Genomic DNA, 23,013 nt, shown 5'->3' with positions numbered 1-23,013 from the left:
TACATAATTACTAATTTTGTTATTAAAATTTATATATTTGTAAATCGTGTTTGCGATTTTTGTCACACACGATTTTTTATAGCTATCATTATTTATTTTAACCTACGTTTTGAATTTTTAAAGCCAATGTTTTACTCAAAAAAGTCGAGTGTCCTTGTATTGTTATTTTTACTAATAATAGGTTCTGGTCAATCAGTATGTGCAACTACGTCACAAGTTAGTACAATGTCAAGTGATGAAATTAAGGCATTTGTGACAACTCAACAGCAAAAAGGTCTTTCCAATGAGCAAATAAAATCTTTAGCTAAGTCGAATGGTGTTTCAGATTCTGAAATTTCATCTATTGAAGATAAATTAGGTGGAACACCTAAAGTAGAAACCGGAGTAGATACTTCATTGAACGTTAAGCCTTCTGCAATTGCTTCTAACCCAAATACGTTAATACAGCAAGAAGTGAAGAATGATCCTTTATTTGGATATGATTTTTTTAATAATCCTAATATTAGTTTCCAGCCTAATCTGAACCTTGCAACTCCTACTAATTACCAATTAGGTCCTGGAGATGCATTAGTGATTAGTTTGTGGGGAGCTGCAGAAAACACGTATGATGTCGAAGTAAATAGAAATGGATTGGTAAAGCTTCCTAATATAGGGCCTGTGGTTGTTAGTGGCTTAAGTATAGAGGTTGCAACTCAGAAAATTAAGAGTGCATTAAAAAGAATTTATGCAGGTATTTCTGCTCCAGATTCGAGTCCTTATAAAATTTTTACTAGTGTTTCATTGTCAAATGTAAGATCTGTCCAAGTTGATATTATTGGTCAGGTAAAAGTTCCTGGTACATATTCATTAAGTGCATTGTCAACTGTTCTAAACGGACTTTATGCTAGTGGAGGTCCTACTAAAAATGGTACGTTTAGAGAAATTAAGCTAGTTAGAAACGGTAAAGAAATTTCTTATTTTGATATCTATAAATATTTAATTGATGGATCTCAGGAGGGGAATAAAACCTTACAAGATCAAGATGTTATAATCGTAGGGGCTTATACTTCTAAAATAACTATTGGTGGTGCAGTCAAACGCCCAGGTGTTTATGAAATTAAGGATTCTGAAACCTTAGAAGATTTATTAGAATTTGTGAGTGGTTTTAAATCAAATGCTTATCGTGATAATATTAAATTAACACGTATTGATGGCGATAGAAAGAAAATAAAAGAAATTGATTACAATAATTTTAGATCATTTAGATTATTCGATGGTGATATCATTAATGTGGGTTCTATAATTGATAAAATAGAGAATAGTGTAACAATTAATGGTTCAGTATATAGACCAGGTAACTTTGAATACACGCCTAATATTTCACTGTTACAATTGCTAGAGAAAGCCTCTGGTATTACAGAGACCGCATATCTTGAACGTGGTATCGTGAAGCGACAAGAAAAAGAAGGAGATGTCAAAACAATTATTTCATTTTCTGTTTCAGATATATTGAATGGAAAAGAAACTATTTTATTAAAGCCAAATGATATAGTTCAAATATTTAATAAATCTGTAGTTGAGGATAGGGGTAAAATTAGTATTTCTGGAGCAGTGAATAATGGTACTTCCATACAGTTTATTGAAGGAATAACGTTAGAAGATCTTGTGATAACAGCTGGAGGATATAAAAAAAATGCTAACTCAGAAGTGATAGATGTTATTAGAGAAGTAATTGATGAAGATTATAAAACGTTAAATAAGGTATTTAATATTTCAGCAGACAAATCATTAGATTTAAGCAACAATACACCTTTTGTTTTTGAACCTAATGATCAAATTGTAGTGAGATCATTGATGGGCTCTGGAGAACAATTGTATGCATTTATTGAAGGAGAGGTAAGTTATCCTGGACAGTACTTTTCAGAAAGTAAAAATGAAAAATTATTAGATTTGTTAGATAAAGCAGGTGGTTTATCACCATATGCATTTCAAGAAGGAGCAACACTTATTCGTCAAAATCCATATTTTAATGAGAAGGCGTTAAGTATCACAACTAAATCTATTAATGTAGATGATGAGGATACTGAAGTTAATGTTGATTTAAATAACCAGAAAGAATTTCGTGTTGGAATTAACTTAAAGAAACTTTTAAAAGAAGGTGAAAATTCTAAACAAAATTTAGTTTTGAATAATGGAGATCGTTTAGTAATTCCTTCGGTTAAACAAACAGTAAAAGTGGAAGGGGAAGTATTATTACCTACATTAATTAGATTTGATAAGGGGGACAATTTGAAAGACTATATAAATAAATCTGGCGGTTTTTCTTCTGAAGCTAAAAAAGGCAAGGTTTATGTAATACATCCAAACGGAGATATAGCTTCTACGAAACACTTTTTATTTTTTAGGACATATCCTGATATTAAACCAGGATCAATTGTATTAGTCCCTAAAAAACAAGAAAATGTAAGTAGGCTCTCAACCCAAGAGGTTATAGGTATTTCAACAGGTTTTACTACGTTAGCTCTATTAATTGAGCGTTTATTTAATTAGAAAAATGAATAATACATCTATCGATACTTCTGAAGATAACTATAAAGAAATTTTAAGTTATGTTAAAGACTTCTTTACAACACGTAAATTTATATTCTTGTGTTTGTTAGTGGCTTTAATACTAGCTCTTATTAAAACCTCTTCAACGCCTAACACCTATACTTCTAAAGTAACTTTTATTGTGCAGGGATCCAGTAACCCTAAGTCGAGTGGAGGGATTGGTGGAATTGTTAGTTTACTAAATGGAGGAGGAGGAAGTTCTTCAAACGCTCCATCAGATATGCCTACGTTTTTGTATCCTCAAATTATCAATAGCTTAAATTTTCAGCGTCAATTATGCGAAACACCTTTAAAGTTACGAGGTGTTGATTCTGCTGTCACTTATAAAAACTATGTTTTAGAATTTGAAAAACCATCTATTACTGCTACAATTTCTAAATATACTATAGGATTACCTAGTTTACTTTTTAAGTCCTCTACTAGAAATGCTACTACTCCCAAACAAATTGATACCTTAGTATATGTAAGTAATGTTGAAAAGAAAATATTTCATTCCTTACAGGAAAAAATTTCTCTTGAAATAAAAGATGAGGATGGAACACTTGAAATAATTACAACATTCCCGAACGAACCTATTGCTGCGGCTCAATTAACGCAAAGTGTAAAGAAAATTTTACAAGATGAAATAATTCGTTACCGAATCGCAAAGGCCAAGGAAAAGTATGAGTTCATAGATAAACAATATGAAGATAAAAAAATACTTTTCAATGAGTCTCAAGTAAGTTTAGCAAGGTATAATGATAGAAATTTATTCAATGCTACGAATTCTTCATTAATTAGAAAACAACAATTACAAGATGAGAGCTTGTTGTTGTACACTATATTTTCAGATTTAGAACAACAGCGTTTGGCTCAAAGTATTAAAATACAGGAAGACACACCTACTTTTACTGTGATAAATCCTGCTGTAGTACCAACTGCTCCAGATTCTAAAAATACTATGAAAACGATCATTATATTTTTAATGGTAGGTTTTATGGTTTCAGTTTTTAGATACATTTATATTGTAACTAAAAAGTATCTCAAAAACTTATGGAGTGAAGTATAGTTTGTTAATATATTAAATAGCTTAATAATTTGATAAATAACGATTAGTATATGGTTAATAAAGATCCCTATTTTGCTCACAATACTGCTTTAGTAGATGCAAATTGTAAAATTGGAAATGGTACAAAAATTTGGCATTTTTCTCATATTATGTCTAATTCAACTATAGGCGATAGATGTAATATTGGTCAAAATGTGGTAGTTTCTCCAGATGTTATTTTAGGGACAAATGTAAAAGTTCAAAACAACGTTTCTATTTACACTGGTGTAATTTGTGAAGATGATGTTTTCTTAGGTCCTTCAATGGTTTTTACAAATGTGATCAACCCACGTAGTGCTGTAAATAGAAAAAGTGAATACGCAGTTACAATCGTGAAAAAAGGTGCTTCTATTGGTGCTAATGCAACAATTATATGCGGCAATAATATAGGCGAATATGCTTTAATAGGTGCCGGAGCTGTCATAACAAAAGAAGTAAAGGATTTTGCTTTAGTTGTAGGTAATCCAGCTAAACAAATAGGATGGGTTAGTGAATATGGACATAGACTTGAATTTGATAGTACTGGGAATGCTATCTGTCCTGAAACTAAAGACAAATACCAACTAATTAATAACCAAGTACAGAAAATAAACTCATGAAGAATTTCGCATTGATTGGAGCCTCAGGATATATTGCACCGCGACATATGCAGGCCATAAAGGATACACATAATAACTTAGTTGCAGCTTTAGATAAGTTTGATAGCGTTGGTATTATTGATAGTTATTTTCCAAATGCTGCTTTTTTTACTGAATTTGAACGTTTTGATCGTGAAGTCTCAAAATTGAAATATGAAAAGAATACGCAGTTAGATTACGTAAGTATTTGCACACCTAACTATTTGCATGATTCACACATTAGATTTGCATTACGTCATGGGGCAGATGCTATATGTGAAAAACCATTAGTATTGAACCCTTGGAGTGTTGATTCTTTAGTAAATATTGAAGCCGAAACAGGAAAAAAGATATACAATATTCTTCAATTAAGAGTGCACGAAAGTATTATTGCTCTTAAAAAGAAAATAGATGAAGGTCCAAAGGATAAAATATATGATGTAGATCTCACCTATTTAACCTCACGTGGTAGTTGGTACTATACTTCTTGGAAAGGTCAAGAAGATAAATCTGGAGGTATTGCTACAAATATTGGAGTACATTTTTATGATATGCTTTCTTGGATTTTTGGAGGAGTTAAAGAGAATATTACTCACGTGTACACACACGATAGAGCTTCGGGTTATTTAGAGTTAGAAAGAGCACGCGTACGTTGGTTTTTATCTATTAATGATGAAGTATTACCGGAAGATGTTGTTGCGAAAGGACAACGTACTTATAGAAGTATTACAGTAGACGGTGAAGAGCTTGAGTTTAGTGGCGGATTTACAGATTTGCATACTACAAGTTACAAGGAAATTTTAAAAGGAAATGGGTACGGTATTGAAGATGCACGACAAGCCATTGAAATTGTGTATAATATTAGGAATTCTACGCCAATAGGTTTAAAAGGGGACTATCATCCTTTTGCTAAAAAGCCATTATCTAAGCACCCTTTTAAAAAATAAGATAAATGAAGATTGTTACAGTTATAGGGGCTAGACCTCAATTTATTAAAGCGGCTGCTGTTAGTGACGCAATTATTAGAAGTGCAGCTAGTGGGAATGCTATTGAAGAAGTGGTTATACATACAGGGCAACATTATGATCCGAATATGAGTGATGTATTTTTCAATGAGATGAATTTGCCAAAACCTAAATATTTTTTGAATATTAATGGTCTTTCTCACGGAGCGATGACAGGACAAATGCTTGAAGAAGTTGAAAAGGTTCTTCTTGAAGAAAAGCCTGATTGGGTGCTTGTTTATGGAGATACTAATTCAACATTAGCAGGAGCATTAGCAGCTAGTAAATTGCATATTAAAATTGCACACGTAGAAGCTGGGTTAAGATCCTTCAATATGAGAATGCCTGAAGAGGTAAATAGAATTTTAACAGACCGAATTAGTACTTTATTACTGTGTCCTACTCAAACAGCTGTAGATAACTTGGTGAAGGAAGGGTATGATAATCTTGATATAAAAGTGGAAGTATCTGGAGATGTGATGCTAGATGCTAGTAACCTTTTTGTTAATCATGCGTGTAAACCATCTTTTGATATTCCTGATACGTTTATCCTAAGTACTATTCACCGTGCAGAGAATACTAATGATGCGTCTAAGCTTAAAGATGTTTTCAAAGCAATAAATGAAGTTGCAGAACAAACAGCTGTTGTTTTACCATTACACCCAAGAACAAAAAGTTTTATAGCCAAATACGATATTAAAATTGGAAATAACGTACACATCATTGATCCTGTTGGATATTTAGAAATGATTTATTTGTTGCAAAACTGTGCTATGGTTTTTACAGATAGTGGTGGACTTCAGAAAGAAGCTTATTTCTTCAAAAAATTCTGTGTGACTATGCGTGAAGAAACGGAGTGGGTTGAATTAGTAGAACATGGAGCTAATATATTAGTTGGCTCTGACTATAATAAAATAAAAGAAGCGTATTCTAAAGGAACTAATGCCAAAGTAGATTTTGAAAAAAATCTTTACGGTAATGGTAATGCAAGTGATTTGATTGTAAAATCTATATTAGACTTTACTATAAAATAGAATTTCTAAATGCGTTTGTTTTAGTTAATAATACTATTTGCAAAATTGCAAAACAATGATGTCTCCTAAATTAAATATTTACATTAAATAGATACAAATGCTTATAAATATTCAGGATTTTATTTCTAGAAACATCACTAAAAGAGATGTTTCTATGTTTTCAGAAGATATAAAATCTAACGCTGAAAAATTAAATCTAGAAATTAATAATAAAACTGTATTAGTCATTGGTGGTGCTGGTTCTATAGGAAGTTCGTTTATCAAAGCATTACTTCCATTTAAACCTAAATCTTTAGTAGTAGTTGATATAAATGAAAATGGCTTAACAGAGTTAACTAGAGATTTAAGAAGCTCTGTAGATTTTGAAATACCTGAGGATTATGTTACATATCCTATAAATTATTCAGATGCTGTTTTTACAAAAATGTTTATGAGTAGAAATGGCTTCGATATTGTAGCTAATTTTTCAGCTCACAAGCATGTTCGTAGTGAAAAAGATCGATATTCAGTAGAAGCATTAATAAATAATAACGTTTTTAATGCAAGAACGTTATTAGACTTATTAGTTGATCATAAACCGAGTCACTTTTTCTGTGTTTCTACAGACAAAGCTGCTAACCCAGTTAATATTATGGGTGGTAGTAAAAAGGTTATGGAAGATTTAATAATGTCCTACACAGATAAATTTCCTGTTACTACTGCTAGATTTGCTAACGTTGCTTTTTCTAATGGTTCTTTACCTGCAGGTTTTATTGAACGTATTTTTAAAAACCAACCTATATCTGCACCTAGCGATGTTACAAGGTATTTTGTATCACCACAGGAAAGTGGACAAATTTGCTTACTAGCGTGTATATTAGGTGAAACGGGAGATATCTTCTTCCCTAAGTTGCAGAAAGAACAAATGCTCACATTCTCTAAGATAGCAACCTCTTTTTTAAATGAATTAGGGTACGAAGTAGAAGAATGTACCTCTGAAGAAGAGGCTTTAAATAAAGCTAGCCAGCTAACTAGTGATGGCAAGAAATATCCAGTTTATTTTTCTTCAAGCAATACAACAGGTGAAAAACCGTACGAAGAATTTTACACTGCAGGAGAAATTACCGACTTAGAACGTTTTAACGCATTAGGAGTCATTATCAAGCAATCTGAAATTGATACGGATAATTTAAAGCAGTTCTTAAATGATATTAGCGTTGCTTTTGATAATGTAAATACTAAGAAAGAAGATATCGTTACAATTATGAAGAGGTATCTTGTTAATTTTGATCATAAAGAAGAAGGTAAAAACTTAGACTCTAAAATGTAATTATGAATATCAAAGTTATAAACGATTTTATTAAAAATATCTTCAAGGGTCAAGATTTCATTCCTCTTCATGCTCCAACTTTTGGTGGAAATGAAAAAAAATATTTAAATAACTGTATAGACTCAACTTTCGTTTCAAGCGTTGGAGAGTATGTAGATTCGTTTGAAAGAAAAATTGAAGAATTCACAAAATCGAAACATGCTATTGTTTGTGTAAATGGAACAAACTCTTTACACATAGCACTATTATTAGCAGGTGTTAAAAATGATGACGAAGTAATAACACAGCCTTTAACTTTCATAGCAACTACAAACGCAATAGTTTACGCAAATGCAACTCCAGTTTTTGTTGACGTAGATAAAGATACTATGGGATTGTCCCCAATTGCATTAAAAAACTTTTTAGAGAATAATTGTTTTATTAAAGATTCATCTTGTTTTAATAAAATAACAAATAGAAGAATAAAGGCTTGTATGCCAATGCATACATTTGGTCATGCCTGTAGAATTGAAGAGATTATCACAATTTGTAAGGAATATCATATTGAAGTTGTAGAAGATGCAGCAGAAGCAATGGGAAGTTTTTACAAAGGGAAGCATTTAGGTACCTATAGTAAAATTTCAGCTATTTCATTTAATGGAAATAAAGTGATGACTACTGGTGGTGGTGGAGTGATTTTAACGAATGAAAGTGAGATAGCAAAACAAGCTAAACACCTTACTACGCAAGCTAAAATACCTCATAAGTGGGAGTATAATCATGATGAAATTGGATATAATTATAGAATGCCTAATTTAAATGCAGCATTAGGTCTCGCACAATTAGAGCAATTACCTGAGTTTCTTAAAAAGAAAAGAACATTAACAGCTAAATACATACCATTTTTTAAAGATCAAGGAATCTCATTTTTTAATGAAAGGGAAGAAGAGGAATGTAATTTTTGGTTAAATGCAGTGATACTTGATAATAAAGAGGACAGAGATTTATTTTTAACCGAAACAAATAGTAATAGTGTAATGACTAGGCCTATTTGGACATTAATGAATAAATTACCAATGTTTAAAAACTCTCCCAAAGGTGATTTAACAAACTCTGAATGGTTAGAAGAACGAGTAGTTAATATTCCAAGTAGTGTAGTATGATAGATATATACATAGTTGGGGCTGGAGGCGCAGCAAAAGAAATATATCATTTAATAAATTCCATTAATATTGAAACCCCTACATATATTGTTAAGGGGTTTGTTGATATATCAAAAGCTGATACGCTAAATGTAGCAGGTAAGGAATTTGAAATCATAAATGAAAAGTCATTTTTGAGTAATTTTTCTGAAAAAGTACATGTTGTTTTTGCTATCGCAGATACCAAAAGGCTTAAGCAGATAGTTTCTGAATATATTTCTCACGAAAACTTTATTTTTCCTAATTTAATTCACCCAAAGGTTCATATTGATGAGTCTGTGAAAATGTCTAAAGCAAACATTATTAGTGAAACTTGTGTGTTTACGGTTGATATATCTATTGGTTCATATAACTATTTTAATAGAGGAGTGCACGTAGGTCATGATTGTAACATAGAGTCATATAATGTAATTAATCCTTGTGCAGTAATTTCTGGATCAGTTAAAATTGATGATGAAGTTTTTATTGGAACTAATGCAACGGTCTTACAAAACTTGAATATTGGTAAGAAAGCTACTATAGGCGCAGGAGCTGTTGTTGTAAAAGATGTAAAAGAAAATACACTAGTAGTTGGAGTTCCAGCTAAAGAGATAGCTTAATTCTTTTAATTAAGTTTATATCACTATTTAAAATTAAAAAACAATGTCAGATAACAGAGTTAATTCAATTTCAATACAGAGTCAAAATGATTTGATTTCAGCTATGAAACAGATGGATGTTATTGATAAAAAATCATTATTAGTTTTTAATGATAATAATGAATTTGTAAATATCATTACAATAGGGGATATCCAAAGAGCTATATTAAATGATTTTGATTTAAAAACTCCAATTCAAGATATATTAAGGCAAAATACACGTTTATCTTCTCCTGAAATTACTGAAGAGGAAATTAAGAATACAATGCGTGAGTTTAGAATGGAAATAATGCCCGTTGTTGATTCTAACAAAAAGCTTATCAAAGTATACTTTTGGGAAGATTTTTTTGCAACCTCTAAGCGTTTAGATAATGTAAATTTAGGTTTGCCAGTTGTAATTATGGCAGGAGGATTTGGAACAAGAATGCAACCGCTTACAAGTGTTATACCTAAGCCATTAATACCTATGGGAAACCAAAGTATGTTAGAACATATTATTGGAAATTTTCAAAAAGTAGGTTGTAATGATTTTTTTATATCGGTAAACTATAAGGCCGAATTAATAAAATTTTACTTTGATGATATTAAAGATAAAACCTATAACATTAACTTTTTTAAAGAACCTAAGCCTTTAGGAACAGCGGGAAGTCTTTCTTTACTAAAGGGAAAGTTTAATTCACCTTTTTTTGTGTCAAATTGCGATATTTTAATTAATGATGATTATGAGGCAATTTATAAATACCATAAGGAGAATAAAAATGAACTAACAATTGTTTCGGCATTGAAAGCATACCAAATACCTTATGGTACTTTAAAAACAACCACTAAGGGTGTGCTAAAAGAAATTACAGAAAAGCCAGAATTAAATTATCAAATTAACACAGGTTTTTATTTAATTGAACCTCATTTGCTTGATGAAATCCCTGAAAATGAATTTTTTCATATTACTCATTTAATGGAAAAACTATTAAAAGAAGGGCGCAAAGTAGGTGCTTTTCCTATTAGTGAAGGTTCCTGGCTTGATGTAGGGCAGTGGGATGAATATAATAAAACAGCCTCAAAACTAGGGTTTAAGGGATTTGATTAATTTTATTTAATTGTAATAGACTTTATAGACAAGTTTAATAGTCATATTAATTAGAATAAAGTTAAAAGTAAAATAATTATATAGTATTAAAAATGAATAATTTATCATAATGGAAAACACTTATGAATAATTTGATTAAAAACATATTTTCTTTACTAGATGAGCTTTTTTAAAATAGCACTAAATGGTGTAAAATGGACAGCCTTTTCTTCAGTAGTGGGGAGTATAGTCAAACTACTTCAGGTAGCAATACTCACGCGATTTTTGACCAAAGAAGATTTTGGTACAATTGCGATAGCTATTTTGTTTATTGGTTTTACAAGTATTTTTTTAGATATGGGGTTGTCAACTGCTATTATGCATAAACAAAATATATCTAAAAAGGAATATAGTTCATTGTTTTGGCTCAATATAATATCGGGAACAGTACTTACAATATTACTTGCACTTTCAGCACCATTAATTGCTAGTTACTATGATGATGAAGCATTGATACCTATTATACAATTATTGAGTTTAAATATTTTTTTCTCATCAGTTGGTAGGCAAAGTAGAACTATTAGGCATAAAAAGTTGAATTTTAAGTTAATGTCTAATGTTGAGAACATAACGTCTGTTTTAACCTTATTAATTGTAGTTTTCTTAGCTGTAAATGATTTTGGTGTTTACAGCCTAGTGTATTCAACAATGTTTAATATTGCATTTTCAAATAGTATCTATTTAGTATATGCGTTGAAAATTGATAAAAACATAATGCTCCATTATAAGTTTTCAGAAACATATGCTTATTTAAAAATAGGAGTATACCAATTAGGCTCTGGAGTATTAGATTATTTTTCTAGGGAATTAGATGTCTTTATAATTAGTTCGGCTTTTGGTAGAGAAACGTTAGGGGCTTATAGTTTATGTAAGCGTATTGGTATAATGTTATTTTCCATTATTACACCAATAGTATTGAAAGTTACAACACCACTATTTGCCAAGATGCAAAACTCTAAAAATAAAATGACTACCTCATTTTTACAGTTATTTAAATTTACAGCCTTATTTAATATTCCTATTTTTTCATTGGTAGCATTATTAGCTCCACTATTACTAAATGTATTGTATGGAGCTAGTTATGTGGAGCACAATTTAATTTTAAGCTTTTCAGTATTTATATATGCTCTTTCATCTGTTAATGTATTAGTATCATCAGTACAAATTGCTTTAGGAAGAACAGATTTAGGGTTTTACTGGACAATTTATAGAATTATTTCGACCTCTATTTTTCTTTTTGTAGGAGTCTTTTTTACTCCAGAAATTTTAACACTTATTTTATTGATTGGTATAGTTATAAATCTTTATCCTTTTTGGAAAATACAAATAAAACCTCAACTTAATATCAGTTTTAAAGAATATGCAACAAAATTACTTGTTCCTTTTGGTATATCAGTTATTTTAGTATTTGGAATACGCTATGTTATTGGAGTAAGTGTTAATATTGGCGTTATGGTATTAAGTTCTATAGTTTATTTGATGATGTATATGGCTTTAACTTTTTTATTAAATCCAACATTGCTTAAAGAAATAAAGTTATTTACTGAAAAAATTAAAAATAAATAGATGGGAAGATTCGTGTTTAGTTACGGCAATATAGAAGTTAATAAAAAAACCATTTTATTGGACAGTAGTATTTCTAATGATAATTTTTTTATTGGAAGAGAAAACCCTCAAAAATTTAAAAATGATAAAATTTTTGAGGAAAATGAAAATTTTATCATACTTATTGATGGAGTTATTTTAAATATAAAAGAATTGAAATTCAATAAAAATGACTTTTTCAATCAAATTATAGCACTTTATGAATTAGAAGGTGATTTTTTCTTTGAAAAATTTAGAGGTCCTTTTAGTGGGGTATTTTATGATAAGAAAGCAAAAAAATGGATACTATTTACTGATCATACAGGGAGTAAAATCATTTATTATTCAAGACTTGAAACAAATAAACTGATAGCTTCATCTAGTTTACAGGATTTATTAAAAATAAGAGTTGGTAGTAAACTAGACAATACAATTAATGAAAATTCTGCTTACATGCTTTTGTCTTATGGCTTTTTAGTAAGTGAAAACACTTTGATTAATGGAGTTAATAAAATATTGCCTGGTCAATGTATTGTTATACAAGATGATAGCATTGATTTGAAGCAATTTTATAAATTTAATAATAAAGAAAATCATTCCTTAACGGATACTGAAATTATTGAAAATGTAGATTTATTGTTTAAAAAAGCTATTCATAGGCAATTTGAAAAAGATAAAGAGTATGGATATAATCACTTAGTCGGATTAAGTGGTGGATTAGATTCTAGAATGACCACTGTAGTAGCAAATGATGTAGGGTATAAAAACCAAATAAATTACACTTTTTCTCAAACAGATTATTTAGATGAGACTATACCCAAAAAGATAGCAGAAACTTTAAGACATGAATGGTTGTTTAAGTCATTGGATAATGGAATATTCATGAAGAAACTTGATGAAGTTTCTGCCATTACCGAGGGGAACGTAAATTATTATGGCGTGGCGCACGGTCACAGTATGTTGAAGTTGATTAATTTTAATTCTCTTGGTATTATCCATACAGGACAGTTAGGTGATGTTATATTGGGGACATTTAGTAGTAGTAAATCACATAAAAAAACCTTCAATATATCAGGAGGGGCTTTCTCAAAAAAGTATGTTTCAAAAATCGATTTTTCTAACATTAAGATGAAATTTGATAATGAAGAAATGTTTAAGTTATATTTACGAGGTTTTTCTGCTACGAATGCAGGACTACTAGGTATTCAGCACTTTTCTGAAACAATGTCTCCATTTTACGATATTGATTTTATGGAATATTGCTTTTCTATCCCAGCAAATAAGAGGTATGGTCATAAAATTTATAAAAAATGGCTAAACCAGAAACATCCTATAGCATCAAATTTTATTTGGGAAAAAACACGTTCCAAACCTAAAAATAAAAAATTTAATTTTACTTTTAAATATAAGGGCAGAATCATTAGTTTGAATACAGTTTTATTTAAACTTAAAATTCTAAAATATGGTTTAGATAATAGATACCATATGAACCCTTTGCAATACTGGATTAACAATAATGAAGATTTAAGAGTATATTTAGATAATTATTACAGTGAAAATATTGTGGATACAAATTTAAGTATGGAGTTAGAAAAAGATATTAGAGATCTTTATAATTCAGGTAATATTATGGAAAAAGGATTAGTATTAAGTTTATTATCATTTATTAAATTAAATAAAACAATACAATAAACTTTTTCCTAGTTAAAAAAATATATACTAATTAGCTTTTATTAGAACGTAGTAAACAACGTGATTCTATAAAAAAAATGAAATTTTAAATGCTTTTTAATTCAATAGATTTTGCGATTTTTTTACCAATAATGTTTATATTATATTGGTTTATTACGAATAAAAACTTGAAACTTCAAAATCTTTTGATTGTTGTTGCGAGTTATGTCTTTTATGGCTGGTGGGATTGGCGTTTTTTATCACTAATTTTATTTAGTACCGTAATCGACTATTCAATTGGTCTGAAATTACTAAAAGAAGAAAGCATATCTAAAAGAAAAATCTTACTTTGGATAAGTATTTGTGTGAATTTGGGTTTTTTAGGTTTTTTTTAAATATTACAATTTTTTTCTTGAGAATTTCATTACGGCTTTTTCATTTTTGGGAACACCTATAAGTTCTCAAGGATTAAATATTATTTTACCAGTTGGGATTAGTTTTTATACATTTCAAACATTGAGTTATACAATTGATGTTTATAAAAGGAAACTTGAACCTACCAAAGACTTTATTGTATTTACTGCATTTGTAAGTTTTTTTCCTCAGTTAGTTGCTGGGCCAATTGAAAGAGCTACAAATTTACTGCCTCAATTCTATACGAAACGAACTTTTGATTATAATAAAGCTGTAGATGGGTTAAAGCAAATTTTATGGGGCTTATTTAAAAAAATAGTAATTGCAGATAATTCAGCAAAAATTGCAAATGAGATATTCAATAATTCAGCTGATTATTCTGGAAGTACATTGGTTTTAGGAGCAATATTTTTTACGTTTCAAATTTATGGAGATTTCTCAGGTTATTCTGATATTGCAATTGGAACATCAAGACTTTTTGGGTTTAATTTAAAGCAAAATTTCGCATTTCCTTATTTTTCAAGAGATATCGCAGAATTTTGGAGGCGATGGCATATTTCACTTTCAACTTGGTTTAGAGATTATTTATATATTCCATTAGGGGGAAGTAGAGGAGGGACTTGGATGAAAGTTAGAAATACGTTTATTATATTTATTGTAAGTGGTTTTTGGCACGGTGCAAATTGGACTTTTATTGTTTGGGGTGCTTTAAATGCCTTGTACTTCATGCCTTTGCTTTTACTTAATAAAAATAGGTCAAATACTAACATCGTAGCGCAAGACAAGTATTTGCCAAGTATTAAAGAGTTTTTTCAAATTGGATTTACATTTAGTTTAACTGTTTTAGCTTGGGTGTTTTTTCGCGCTGAAAATATAGAACACGCTTTTAATTATTTAAATACAATCTTTTCAAAATCCTTTTTTACATTTCCTCAATTTGTGGGAGTTAGAGATGCATTAATAACCTTGATATTAATATTTTCATTTATTATTATTGAATGGATAGGAAGACGTGAACAATTTGCAATATCAAAATTAGGTGTTAGATGGAAGAGTCCAATTAGATATGTTATATATTATTCAATAATATTTGCTATTTTTTGGTTTATGGGTGAGGAGCAACAATTTATATATTTTCAATTTTAGCTTATTTTAAATGGAACACTTTTTAAAAAAAGTAGGTGTATTTTTTCTTATACTAGTCATATTTGTTACAGTTTTAAGTTTTATACTAATACCGCTTATAAAAAAATCAAACTACTACAAAATAGAATCCGATATTACTGATATTTATATCGGGGATTCCCATATTAGACAAGCTGTTGTTGATAGCTTATTGAGTAATAGTCAAAACATAGCCCTTGATTCAGAGTCTTTATATTTTACCTATTATAGATTAAAAAAGATATTTGAATCTGAAAATGATATTGAGACGGTATATTTAGGATTCAGTTATCACACTTTAAGTGATTATTATGATGATTATATTTACGGAGAATTTTCAAATTCTACTTCTCCTAAATACTTTTTCTTGCTTCCATTTAGTGAGCAAAAAAAAATGTTATATCTCAATAGAAAAAATAATTATGTTAAGGGTCTAATAAAAAATGTATACAAGCCTATTTTGAATAACTCAAAATTTGGAGGATATTCTAATGTATTCATGAATACTAAGTCTATAAAATCATCAATGGATAAACGTATTAATTTACAGTATTATACAGAAAATAAGATTAATCAATTCTCACAAATAAATTTATTGTATTTAGAGAAAATAATAAACCTTAGCATAATAAATAATTTTAAATTAATCATTGTTAATACTCCTTTAGATTCATATTATAAAGCTAAAATTCCTATTGAATATATAGACAAATACGATAGTGTAATTTCTAAATACGATTTACCGCTCATTGATTTTTGCAATATTACTTTTGACGAAAACCAATTTATTCCTGATGGAGATCATCTTTCGAAAGAAGGAGCTTTAAAAATGACAAAAGAGCTTATTAACTTACAAAAACAGAACGTTGCATTTTAATATTAGCTAATTATATTAAAAATTTAGTGTAGTATTGAATTCATATATGATTAAGTTGACTAAGCCAGTTCATGTTTTACGAAAACTAAATTTATATAAAAAGATTTCCTTAATATATTGTAGCTATTTTTGCAAAAAATTGTAATTACGTTTTTATATAATTGAAATGGCTAAAATATTATTTATATCTACAATTAAAATAAATGATTTTGATAATTTTCTAGGCGATATTTCTAGAAAGTTATCTAAACAACATGAAATTTGGAGGTACTCTATATTAGATTGTACACTTACAGATTATTCTTCAGGTAAAGAGATAATATTTTCGAATAGCAGTTCTAATTTTGCTATGTTAAAATCTATATTTAAATTAAAATCGAATTTGAAGGATGTTGATTATATACATTATCATTTTATAAATTTTTATGTTGTTTTAGTTCATATTTTAATTTTTAAGTATTATAATGCTATTAAGTATGCTACTTTCTGGGGTTCAGATTTTGCTATAGCTAATAAGAAGAATTATTTATTAGGTATTTTTTTTAAAGGAATGAATAAAATAATTTTTTCAAATAAAGTATCCTTGAACTCTTTCTCAGAAATTTATCCTAATTTAAAAAATAACTTAGGTATAGTTAAATGGCCATTAGGTCAATTAGAACTTCAAAAAAATATAGTAAAAGTAGATAGAGATATTTTTGAATTTGATGTTCCAAAAGGTAAGCAGATTGTTTGTGTTGGTACAAATGGAGGTAAAAATCAAAATCATTTAAAGATAATTGATGAACTAAGTAAACTTAACCTAGCGATTACTGAAAACTTTTTCTTCCTATTTCCAATTGGGTATCCAAGGAATAATGAAATTTATATATCTGAAATTTTATCAAAACTTAAGGAGTCTTCCTTGCCTCATTATCAATTAGATTACACGTTTCATGAAAATACAAGTTTAGCTCATTATAGAAAAATGACTGATGTTATGATTCAAGTGCAAAATAATGATATGTTTTCCGGTGCCATGCAAGAAGCTATTTTTGGTGGTGCTAAAATTATAACTGGATCTTGGTTACCTTATGATATATTAGATGATAACAATGTTTTGTTTTTTAAAATAAAGGATTTTTCTGAGATGTGTTCCGTATTTATAAGGGCAATTAATTATGAAATTTCTAACCTTGAAAAGCAACATAATGCTGAAGTTATCTATTCATTATCTGGATGGGGAGCTATTAAAGAACAATGGTTTGGATTATATAAAAATGGTTAATAGATTTTTTTTGAGTTGGTTTACGTTAATAAAATAATAAGTATCATTTTTATTATCGTAACTATTTATTAATATTATATTGAAAAATCACTAATACTTAAAGATGATTACATATAGATTAGCAATAGAAAATGATTACAATAATATTGTAGTATTCTATAATAGAGTAAATAAAACAAATAGAACAATTAAGGAGTTTTGTTGGCTATTTAATGACGGACCTTTTGGTAAAGCAGTGTATGTGTTAGCTGAGGATGGTGAAAAAATAATTGGAACAAATTGTGTAATTCCATTCCATTTTATTTTAAATGGTAAGATAATAAAAACAGGTAAAAGTGAGGATACATTAGTTGATTCAGATTACAGAGGTCAAGGAGTTTTCTATAAAATTTATGATGTTTTATTTGAAGAATGTAAAAAAGCCAATATTGAGATAATATGGGGATTTACTTCCGCATTAAAACCATTTAAAAAATTAGGTTTCTCAATACCTTTTCATATAAAACAAAGTACTGCTGTAGGTAATGTTTTTAAAGGATATACATTTTTTACTAATAAAAATAGTTCATTTACTCAAAAGAGTAAGTATTTGGGTTTTGTAATAGCTTCTAAAGCTAAAAATTATTTAAAGTCAAAATCAAAATTAAGTCACTATAAAATCATTGAAAATGAGGATATTACTAACGAAATTGATGAAATAATAGCATCTTACTTTTCATCAAATAAAAATCATTTTGCGATACTTCAAAATTCTGATTTTCAAAATTGGAGAGTTTATGATAACCCTTATTACAAAGAAATCAAAACATTTGGTTTCTATGATCACACTGTAAAATTAATGGCATTAATTGTTGTTAATATTAATTCAAAAGTAGGCTATGTTATACAAAGTACTTTTCATAAAGCTGTAACTCAAAAAGATAAATCTGAAATGATTAAGTATACAACATCTAAATTATTTAAGAAAGGAGTAACCTTAGTGAAAAATTGGGTATTTGATAATAATGATGTCAATGAAAGTGAATTAAATGCATACAATGATGCGGGGCATATAATAACAAATAATGGAATGGGATTTGTTTGGAAAAATTTATCAGACAATACTTATGACCCTAATAAATTTATTGTTTCCAAAATTTCATCACAAGGAACTATTTAATAAAATAATCATATATGAATATTTATATAAATGAGGCTTGTCCAGAAAAAGAGTACATTGTTGATGTTTTTTTTAAAACTTTTTTTGGTATTGAATTTAATGTGATTCTAAATAGAAATATTAATAATCAGGACTATATTATTGAATTTGAAGGAAAGACCATCATACTAAAAAATACTTTATTCAAAAAAGAAGATTATTTAAAGAAAAGTAATTTACCTAAAGATGTTAAATATTTATGTAGTCCTTTTACAAGTGAACCTATTCCAATTTTATACGGCGAAAATAAAATAGATATATCAAAAAATTTAGTAGTTATACATGCAGATATATTTGCGACAGCCTTTTTTATGTTAACTAGGTGGGAGGAATATGTAATCGATATTAGGGATGAACATAATAGATTTCCTGCTAGAGAATCTATTGCCTACAAGAATAATTTTTTAAATAGGCCAATCGTAAATGAATGTTTAGATTTACTTTGGGGCGTTTTTGAATATTTAGGTTATCAAGGAGTACGGAAAGACCGCGATTTTGAAATGGTAATTACTCATGATGTAGACTTACCTAGATTATGGTGGAATACTAAGGATTTTATTAAATCTATTGGAGGTGCTTTAATAAAACGTAAAAGCTTAAAAGAGTTTATTTTATTGTTTAAATTTAAATTAAAAAAGGAAGACCCTTTCAATACCTTTAACTTTTTAATGAAAGTATCTGAAGATAATAATCTTAAGTCTCATTTTTTCTTTATGAGTGGAGGTACATCAAATAAGGATAACTACTACAGAATTGATCATCCAACCATTATTAAATTACTAACAGAGATTAAGAGCCGTGGCCATTTTATTGGTTTCCATCCTTCTTATAATGCTTACAATGATAATGCGCAATTTCAAAAAGAGTTAATTAAACTTAAAGAAGTAGCCAATACAGTAATAACTACTGGTAGACAACACTTTTTACGTTTTGAAAACCCTACAACTTGGCAAATTTGGGAAGACAATAATATGAAATGGGATAGTACTATGTCTTATCATGATATTCCTGGTTTTAGATGCGGTGTTTGTTATGAATTCCCAGTTTTTAATATTTTAACTAAAAAGCAGTTAAAACTTATAGAAAAACCACTAATTGTGATGGAAGGTAGTTTTATTACTTATCAAAATAAAAATCCATCACAGGTTTCTCAAGAAATTAATTATTTGATTAAAACAGTAAAAAAATACAATGGAACATTTGTTTTTCTATGGCATAATTCAGCATTTAACATAGGGAAGTCTATGTCATATCAACATCTATACAAACAAATAGTAGATGAGAATACTTAAAGAATATTTGAATTAAATAGGTTTTTTTAGATAATCCTGTTTAATATATCTCTAATTAATTACGGAGTGATATTTTAGATAGTTTTGACTGTAAGAAAATCACTAAAAAAAGTGAGTTTCTTATTTTGATAATTAAGTTTGCTTAACTTGCTTATTATTAACTAAATTTTATAATTGTGATTTATGTATTGAGACTAAACGGTCAATATATTCAATATAGTTCAACGAATGAAGAAAACAAAAATAGATTTAAGAATACCGTTATTCTTTATTTGGCCATTTGGTGCATTTTTAGTGTCTTTTAATACTATTGCTTCTAGAAAGAGTCAAATAATCTACATTTTTTTTAATACACTGTTTGGGTACTCTTTTGCTTTCACTGACGTGTCAGCAGATTCGTACAGAGTAGCTTTTGGTTTTAATGAGTTTTATTATAGGAATCTATCAACCATTTTTAATGAATATTTAAATGGATATCATACTGATTTATATAGATATTCAGCTATTAGTCTGGTTAAAAACTTTACGAATAACCCAAAATTACTCTTCGCATTCTTGGGTTTTGTCTTTGGAGTTTTTTCATATAAATCTGTAAAGCTTTTTTTGAAAGTTAAGGGCATCGAAAAAAGTTTTTCCATATTTATACTTTGTCTTGTTTTTATCTCTTTAAATTCTGTTGTAAGTATAAATGGAGCTAGATTTTACACTGCTGCAATTATTTGTTTGTGTTCTGTTATTAATTTGATGGTTTATAATAATAGGTTATGGTTATTGGGCTTATTATCCACTTTTTTATTCCACTTTTCATTTTTAATGATCATACCCTTTTTATTAATATTCTATCTGTTTAGAAAACGATTATTTAAAACAGAGCAAACGTCATCTTGGATTTTTACAATATTTATAATTACATTTTTTTCTTCCTTTATTTTAGAAAGTAATATTATTAATTTGGGAGGTATTTCTTCAATGCTTTTACCTAGTATTGCTTCTAAGGTAGATATGTATAACAGTAGTGAAATGACAGAGTTATACAGCGAAAGGACTAAATCATTTTTTCATACAGTTACAGCTACATTTAACTATTTTTCTCGTTTTTATATTTTCTTTCTTATTTTTAAAATAAAGAAAATGTTGAAGGATTGTAGTGTTGAAACTCCAGAATTAAACAGTTTATTTAATTTTGTTTTATTGTTTTTCTCCATTACGTTTATGCTAACACTATTCCCATCCGGTGGTAGGTTTATGACAATATCTACTCAAATGTTTTTCTTTTTTCTAATACGTTTTTATGTGCATTTTAAGTCTAACACACTACAAAAATATATTTTAGGTTTTGTTCCAGTTTATTCGTTTTTTATTTTATTTAATGTGGTTTATTTAGGTTTTATACTAACAAGCAGTAAAATATGGTATGGAAATATCTTTTGGATAATTTATGAAGGAATGGGGTATAAATTTATATATTTCTAATTGAATAGCTTAAATATATTACCTAGTAAATATTATTTTGTAGAAATACTAAACTTGAGTTAACTATAATCATATTAGAATACGATTATATTTTAAAATGTTTTATGAAAAAAAAAATACTAATAATTACAACTGCTTTTGCTCCTAAAAATGTGATTGGCGCCATACGCATTACTAAATTAGTAAAATATCTAGAACGGTTAGATTATGATATTACAGTTATATCGCCAGAATTAGATGAATATACAAAAATTGATAAATCTCTATTGAGTAAAGAAATTGATGTTGTAAAAAAACATACTATTTCACAAAGTGATTGGTTCGTTAAAATGTTTTTAAAGAAGCGAAATGTTATGTTGCAAAAACAGAGTGCTTCTAATTACATGACAAAAAAGCAAAATGAAAATATTTTAAAATCCTTAAAAGCACTCTTATTTACTTACTTGCAATTTATATATACAATTATTAGGAACTTAGATTGGAAGAAAAATGTAATTTCATTTATAAAAGAAAATTATGTCGAAGGAGAATTTGATTTTGTACTATCGAGTTATCCTGCATTAGGAGATCATTGGGCTGCAAATTGGGTTAGAAAAAATAAATTTGCTAACACCTGGTTTGCAGATTTTAGAGACCCAATAAATTATGAAACTAATTCAACTTGGTTAAAACTTAAAATAAATACAAGTTTTCAAAATAGAATTTTGTCTCAAACAGATTACGCAACTTGTATTTCTAAAGATTTGTTTAAAAAGTTTAATTCTAAATATCATTACAAATTAAAATTTTTACCTAATGGTTTTGATACAGATGATTTAGATAAAGATTTGTTGGTTAATAATTCTGTGCCAAGTAATGTACTTACCTTTTGTTATGTAGGAAGTTTATATGGAGGAACTCGCAGTTTAAAATCTTTTTTTAAAGGACTGAAGTATTTGATAGAACAAGAAGATAATATCGATGTTAATTCATTCAAACTAGTTTATGCTGGTAGTGAATTTAATGAACTTTACAAGCAAGCTTCTCAATTTAACTTAACTGAAATTTTAGAGGATAGAGGTAGAGTAAGTAGAACTGAATCTATTAGTATTCAGAACACTTCTGATATGATAATTGTTGTAACTTGGAATACTATTAAAGATCAGGGAATATTAACAGGAAAATTATTTGAATGTTTTTTAACTCAAAAAACAATTTTGGGAATAGTAAATGGAAATTTACCTAATAGTGAGTTCAAAAATATAATTCACGAAGTAGATGGAGGTTTTGCCTTTGAAGATGCTAGCTTAGATTATGATTTAGATTTTAAAAAATTAACTAATTTCATATATGACAAATTCAAAGAAAAAAACGAGTTTGGTATTTTGAAAAATAGCTACAATAATAAATTAGAAAATTTCGATTATAAGAATATAACTAAAAAATTAGTTTCTTTTATTAATGATTAAATATATTTCAAACATTAACTTGAATATACGAGATAAAAGT

Annotated in this window: 17 protein-coding genes and 1 pseudogene; all 18 read left to right on the top strand. The window is 28.3% G+C overall.

Annotated features, from left to right (window positions below; translation table 11 throughout):
* Positions 1-126 precede the first annotated feature (126 nt).
* Entirely contained in the window at positions 127-2,529 is a 2,403-nt protein-coding gene (locus GBH57_RS11405) for an SLBB domain-containing protein (protein ID WP_151674622.1), read from the top strand.
* A 4-nt stretch (positions 2,530-2,533) separates the two neighbouring features.
* A complete protein-coding gene (locus GBH57_RS11400) occupies positions 2,534-3,637 on the top strand; it encodes a hypothetical protein (protein ID WP_151674621.1) in 1,104 nt (367 codons plus the stop codon).
* Positions 3,638-3,687: 50 nt separating this feature from the next.
* Entirely contained in the window at positions 3,688-4,275 is a 588-nt protein-coding gene (locus tag GBH57_RS11395; protein WP_151674620.1) for an acyltransferase, read from the top strand.
* The gene (locus GBH57_RS11390; protein ID WP_151674619.1) at positions 4,272-5,240 is read left to right on the top strand and encodes a Gfo/Idh/MocA family protein; all 969 of its coding nucleotides are present in this window, start codon (positions 4,272-4,274) and stop codon (positions 5,238-5,240) included. The genes GBH57_RS11395 and GBH57_RS11390 overlap by 4 nt, the downstream gene beginning before the upstream one ends.
* A 5-nt stretch (positions 5,241-5,245) precedes the next feature.
* Complete coding sequence (wecB, locus tag GBH57_RS11385; RefSeq protein ID WP_151674618.1) at positions 5,246-6,331, top strand: non-hydrolyzing UDP-N-acetylglucosamine 2-epimerase; 1,086 nt, start codon at positions 5,246-5,248, stop codon at positions 6,329-6,331.
* Between the two features lie 97 nt (positions 6,332-6,428).
* Entirely contained in the window at positions 6,429-7,640 is a 1,212-nt protein-coding gene (locus tag GBH57_RS11380) for a polysaccharide biosynthesis protein (protein WP_235904700.1), read from the top strand.
* Between the two features lie 2 nt (positions 7,641-7,642).
* Positions 7,643-8,782 carry a LegC family aminotransferase gene (locus GBH57_RS11375; protein WP_151674617.1) on the top strand — a complete coding sequence of 380 codons (1,140 nt, stop codon included), beginning with the start codon at positions 7,643-7,645 and terminating at the stop codon, positions 8,780-8,782.
* Complete coding sequence (locus GBH57_RS11370) at positions 8,779-9,420, top strand: acetyltransferase (protein WP_151674616.1); 642 nt, start codon at positions 8,779-8,781, stop codon at positions 9,418-9,420. The genes GBH57_RS11375 and GBH57_RS11370 overlap by 4 nt, the downstream gene beginning before the upstream one ends.
* A gap of 43 nt (positions 9,421-9,463) precedes the next feature.
* The gene (locus tag GBH57_RS11365; RefSeq protein ID WP_208997621.1) at positions 9,464-10,546 is read left to right on the top strand and encodes a nucleotidyltransferase family protein; all 1,083 of its coding nucleotides are present in this window, start codon (positions 9,464-9,466) and stop codon (positions 10,544-10,546) included.
* 159 nt (positions 10,547-10,705) lie between these two features.
* On the top strand, positions 10,706-12,151 hold the full coding sequence (locus tag GBH57_RS11360) for an MOP flippase family protein (RefSeq protein WP_151674615.1): 1,446 nt from the start codon (positions 10,706-10,708) through the stop codon (positions 12,149-12,151).
* A complete protein-coding gene (locus tag GBH57_RS11355; RefSeq protein WP_151674614.1) occupies positions 12,152-13,861 on the top strand; it encodes an asparagine synthase (glutamine-hydrolyzing) in 1,710 nt (569 codons plus the stop codon).
* Positions 13,862-13,950: 89 nt separating this feature from the next.
* Positions 13,951-15,400: pseudogene (locus GBH57_RS11350) on the top strand (MBOAT family O-acyltransferase).
* A gap of 10 nt (positions 15,401-15,410) precedes the next feature.
* Positions 15,411-16,295: a hypothetical protein gene (locus GBH57_RS11345; RefSeq protein WP_151674613.1), complete on the top strand. Its 885-nt coding sequence runs from the start codon at positions 15,411-15,413 to the stop codon at positions 16,293-16,295.
* Positions 16,296-16,461: 166 nt separating this feature from the next.
* On the top strand, positions 16,462-17,562 hold the full coding sequence (locus GBH57_RS11340) for a glycosyltransferase family protein (RefSeq protein WP_151674612.1): 1,101 nt from the start codon (positions 16,462-16,464) through the stop codon (positions 17,560-17,562).
* Between the two features lie 103 nt (positions 17,563-17,665).
* A complete protein-coding gene (locus GBH57_RS11335; RefSeq protein WP_151674611.1) occupies positions 17,666-18,721 on the top strand; it encodes a GNAT family N-acetyltransferase in 1,056 nt (351 codons plus the stop codon).
* Positions 18,722-18,735: 14 nt separating this feature from the next.
* A complete protein-coding gene (locus GBH57_RS11330; RefSeq protein WP_151674610.1) occupies positions 18,736-20,052 on the top strand; it encodes a polysaccharide deacetylase family protein in 1,317 nt (438 codons plus the stop codon).
* 228 nt (positions 20,053-20,280) lie between these two features.
* Entirely contained in the window at positions 20,281-21,525 is a 1,245-nt protein-coding gene (locus GBH57_RS11325; RefSeq protein WP_151674609.1) for an EpsG family protein, read from the top strand.
* Positions 21,526-21,629: 104 nt separating this feature from the next.
* Positions 21,630-22,973, top strand: a complete 1,344-nt coding sequence (locus GBH57_RS11320; protein WP_151674608.1) for a glycosyltransferase family protein — start codon at positions 21,630-21,632, stop codon at positions 22,971-22,973.
* Positions 22,974-23,013: the final 40 nt, after the last annotated feature.

Source organism: Patiriisocius marinus (assembly GCF_008974325.1).
GTDB classification, from domain to species: Bacteria; Bacteroidota; Bacteroidia; order Flavobacteriales; family Flavobacteriaceae; genus Patiriisocius; species Patiriisocius marinus.
Note: the sequence above shows the minus strand (reverse complement) of the source record. Positions and strands in the feature narration are given on the sequence as shown.

What these genes read in the sequence shown, in the direction of transcription:
- GBH57_RS11370 (WP_151674616.1), top strand. Translation starts at nt 8,779, where the DNA reads ATGATAGATATATACATAGTTGGGGCTGGAGGCGCAGCAAAAGAAATA.
- GBH57_RS11320 (WP_151674608.1), top strand. Translation starts at nt 21,630, where the DNA reads ATGAAAAAAAAAATACTAATAATTACAACTGCTTTTGCTCCTAAAAAT.
- GBH57_RS11380 (WP_235904700.1), top strand. Translation starts at nt 6,429, where the DNA reads ATGCTTATAAATATTCAGGATTTTATTTCTAGAAACATCACTAAAAGA.
- wecB (WP_151674618.1), top strand. Translation starts at nt 5,246, where the DNA reads ATGAAGATTGTTACAGTTATAGGGGCTAGACCTCAATTTATTAAAGCG.
- GBH57_RS11405 (WP_151674622.1), top strand. Translation starts at nt 127, where the DNA reads ATGTTTTACTCAAAAAAGTCGAGTGTCCTTGTATTGTTATTTTTACTA.
- GBH57_RS11335 (WP_151674611.1), top strand. Translation starts at nt 17,666, where the DNA reads ATGATTACATATAGATTAGCAATAGAAAATGATTACAATAATATTGTA.
- GBH57_RS11400 (WP_151674621.1), top strand. Translation starts at nt 2,534, where the DNA reads ATGAATAATACATCTATCGATACTTCTGAAGATAACTATAAAGAAATT.
- GBH57_RS11340 (WP_151674612.1), top strand. Translation starts at nt 16,462, where the DNA reads ATGGCTAAAATATTATTTATATCTACAATTAAAATAAATGATTTTGAT.
- GBH57_RS11330 (WP_151674610.1), top strand. Translation starts at nt 18,736, where the DNA reads ATGAATATTTATATAAATGAGGCTTGTCCAGAAAAAGAGTACATTGTT.
- GBH57_RS11325 (WP_151674609.1), top strand. Translation starts at nt 20,281, where the DNA reads ATGAAGAAAACAAAAATAGATTTAAGAATACCGTTATTCTTTATTTGG.
- GBH57_RS11365 (WP_208997621.1), top strand. Translation starts at nt 9,464, where the DNA reads ATGTCAGATAACAGAGTTAATTCAATTTCAATACAGAGTCAAAATGAT.
- GBH57_RS11360 (WP_151674615.1), top strand. Translation starts at nt 10,706, where the DNA reads ATGAGCTTTTTTAAAATAGCACTAAATGGTGTAAAATGGACAGCCTTT.
- GBH57_RS11395 (WP_151674620.1), top strand. Translation starts at nt 3,688, where the DNA reads ATGGTTAATAAAGATCCCTATTTTGCTCACAATACTGCTTTAGTAGAT.
- GBH57_RS11355 (WP_151674614.1), top strand. Translation starts at nt 12,152, where the DNA reads ATGGGAAGATTCGTGTTTAGTTACGGCAATATAGAAGTTAATAAAAAA.
- GBH57_RS11390 (WP_151674619.1), top strand. Translation starts at nt 4,272, where the DNA reads ATGAAGAATTTCGCATTGATTGGAGCCTCAGGATATATTGCACCGCGA.
- GBH57_RS11345 (WP_151674613.1), top strand. Translation starts at nt 15,411, where the DNA reads ATGGAACACTTTTTAAAAAAAGTAGGTGTATTTTTTCTTATACTAGTC.
- GBH57_RS11375 (WP_151674617.1), top strand. Translation starts at nt 7,643, where the DNA reads ATGAATATCAAAGTTATAAACGATTTTATTAAAAATATCTTCAAGGGT.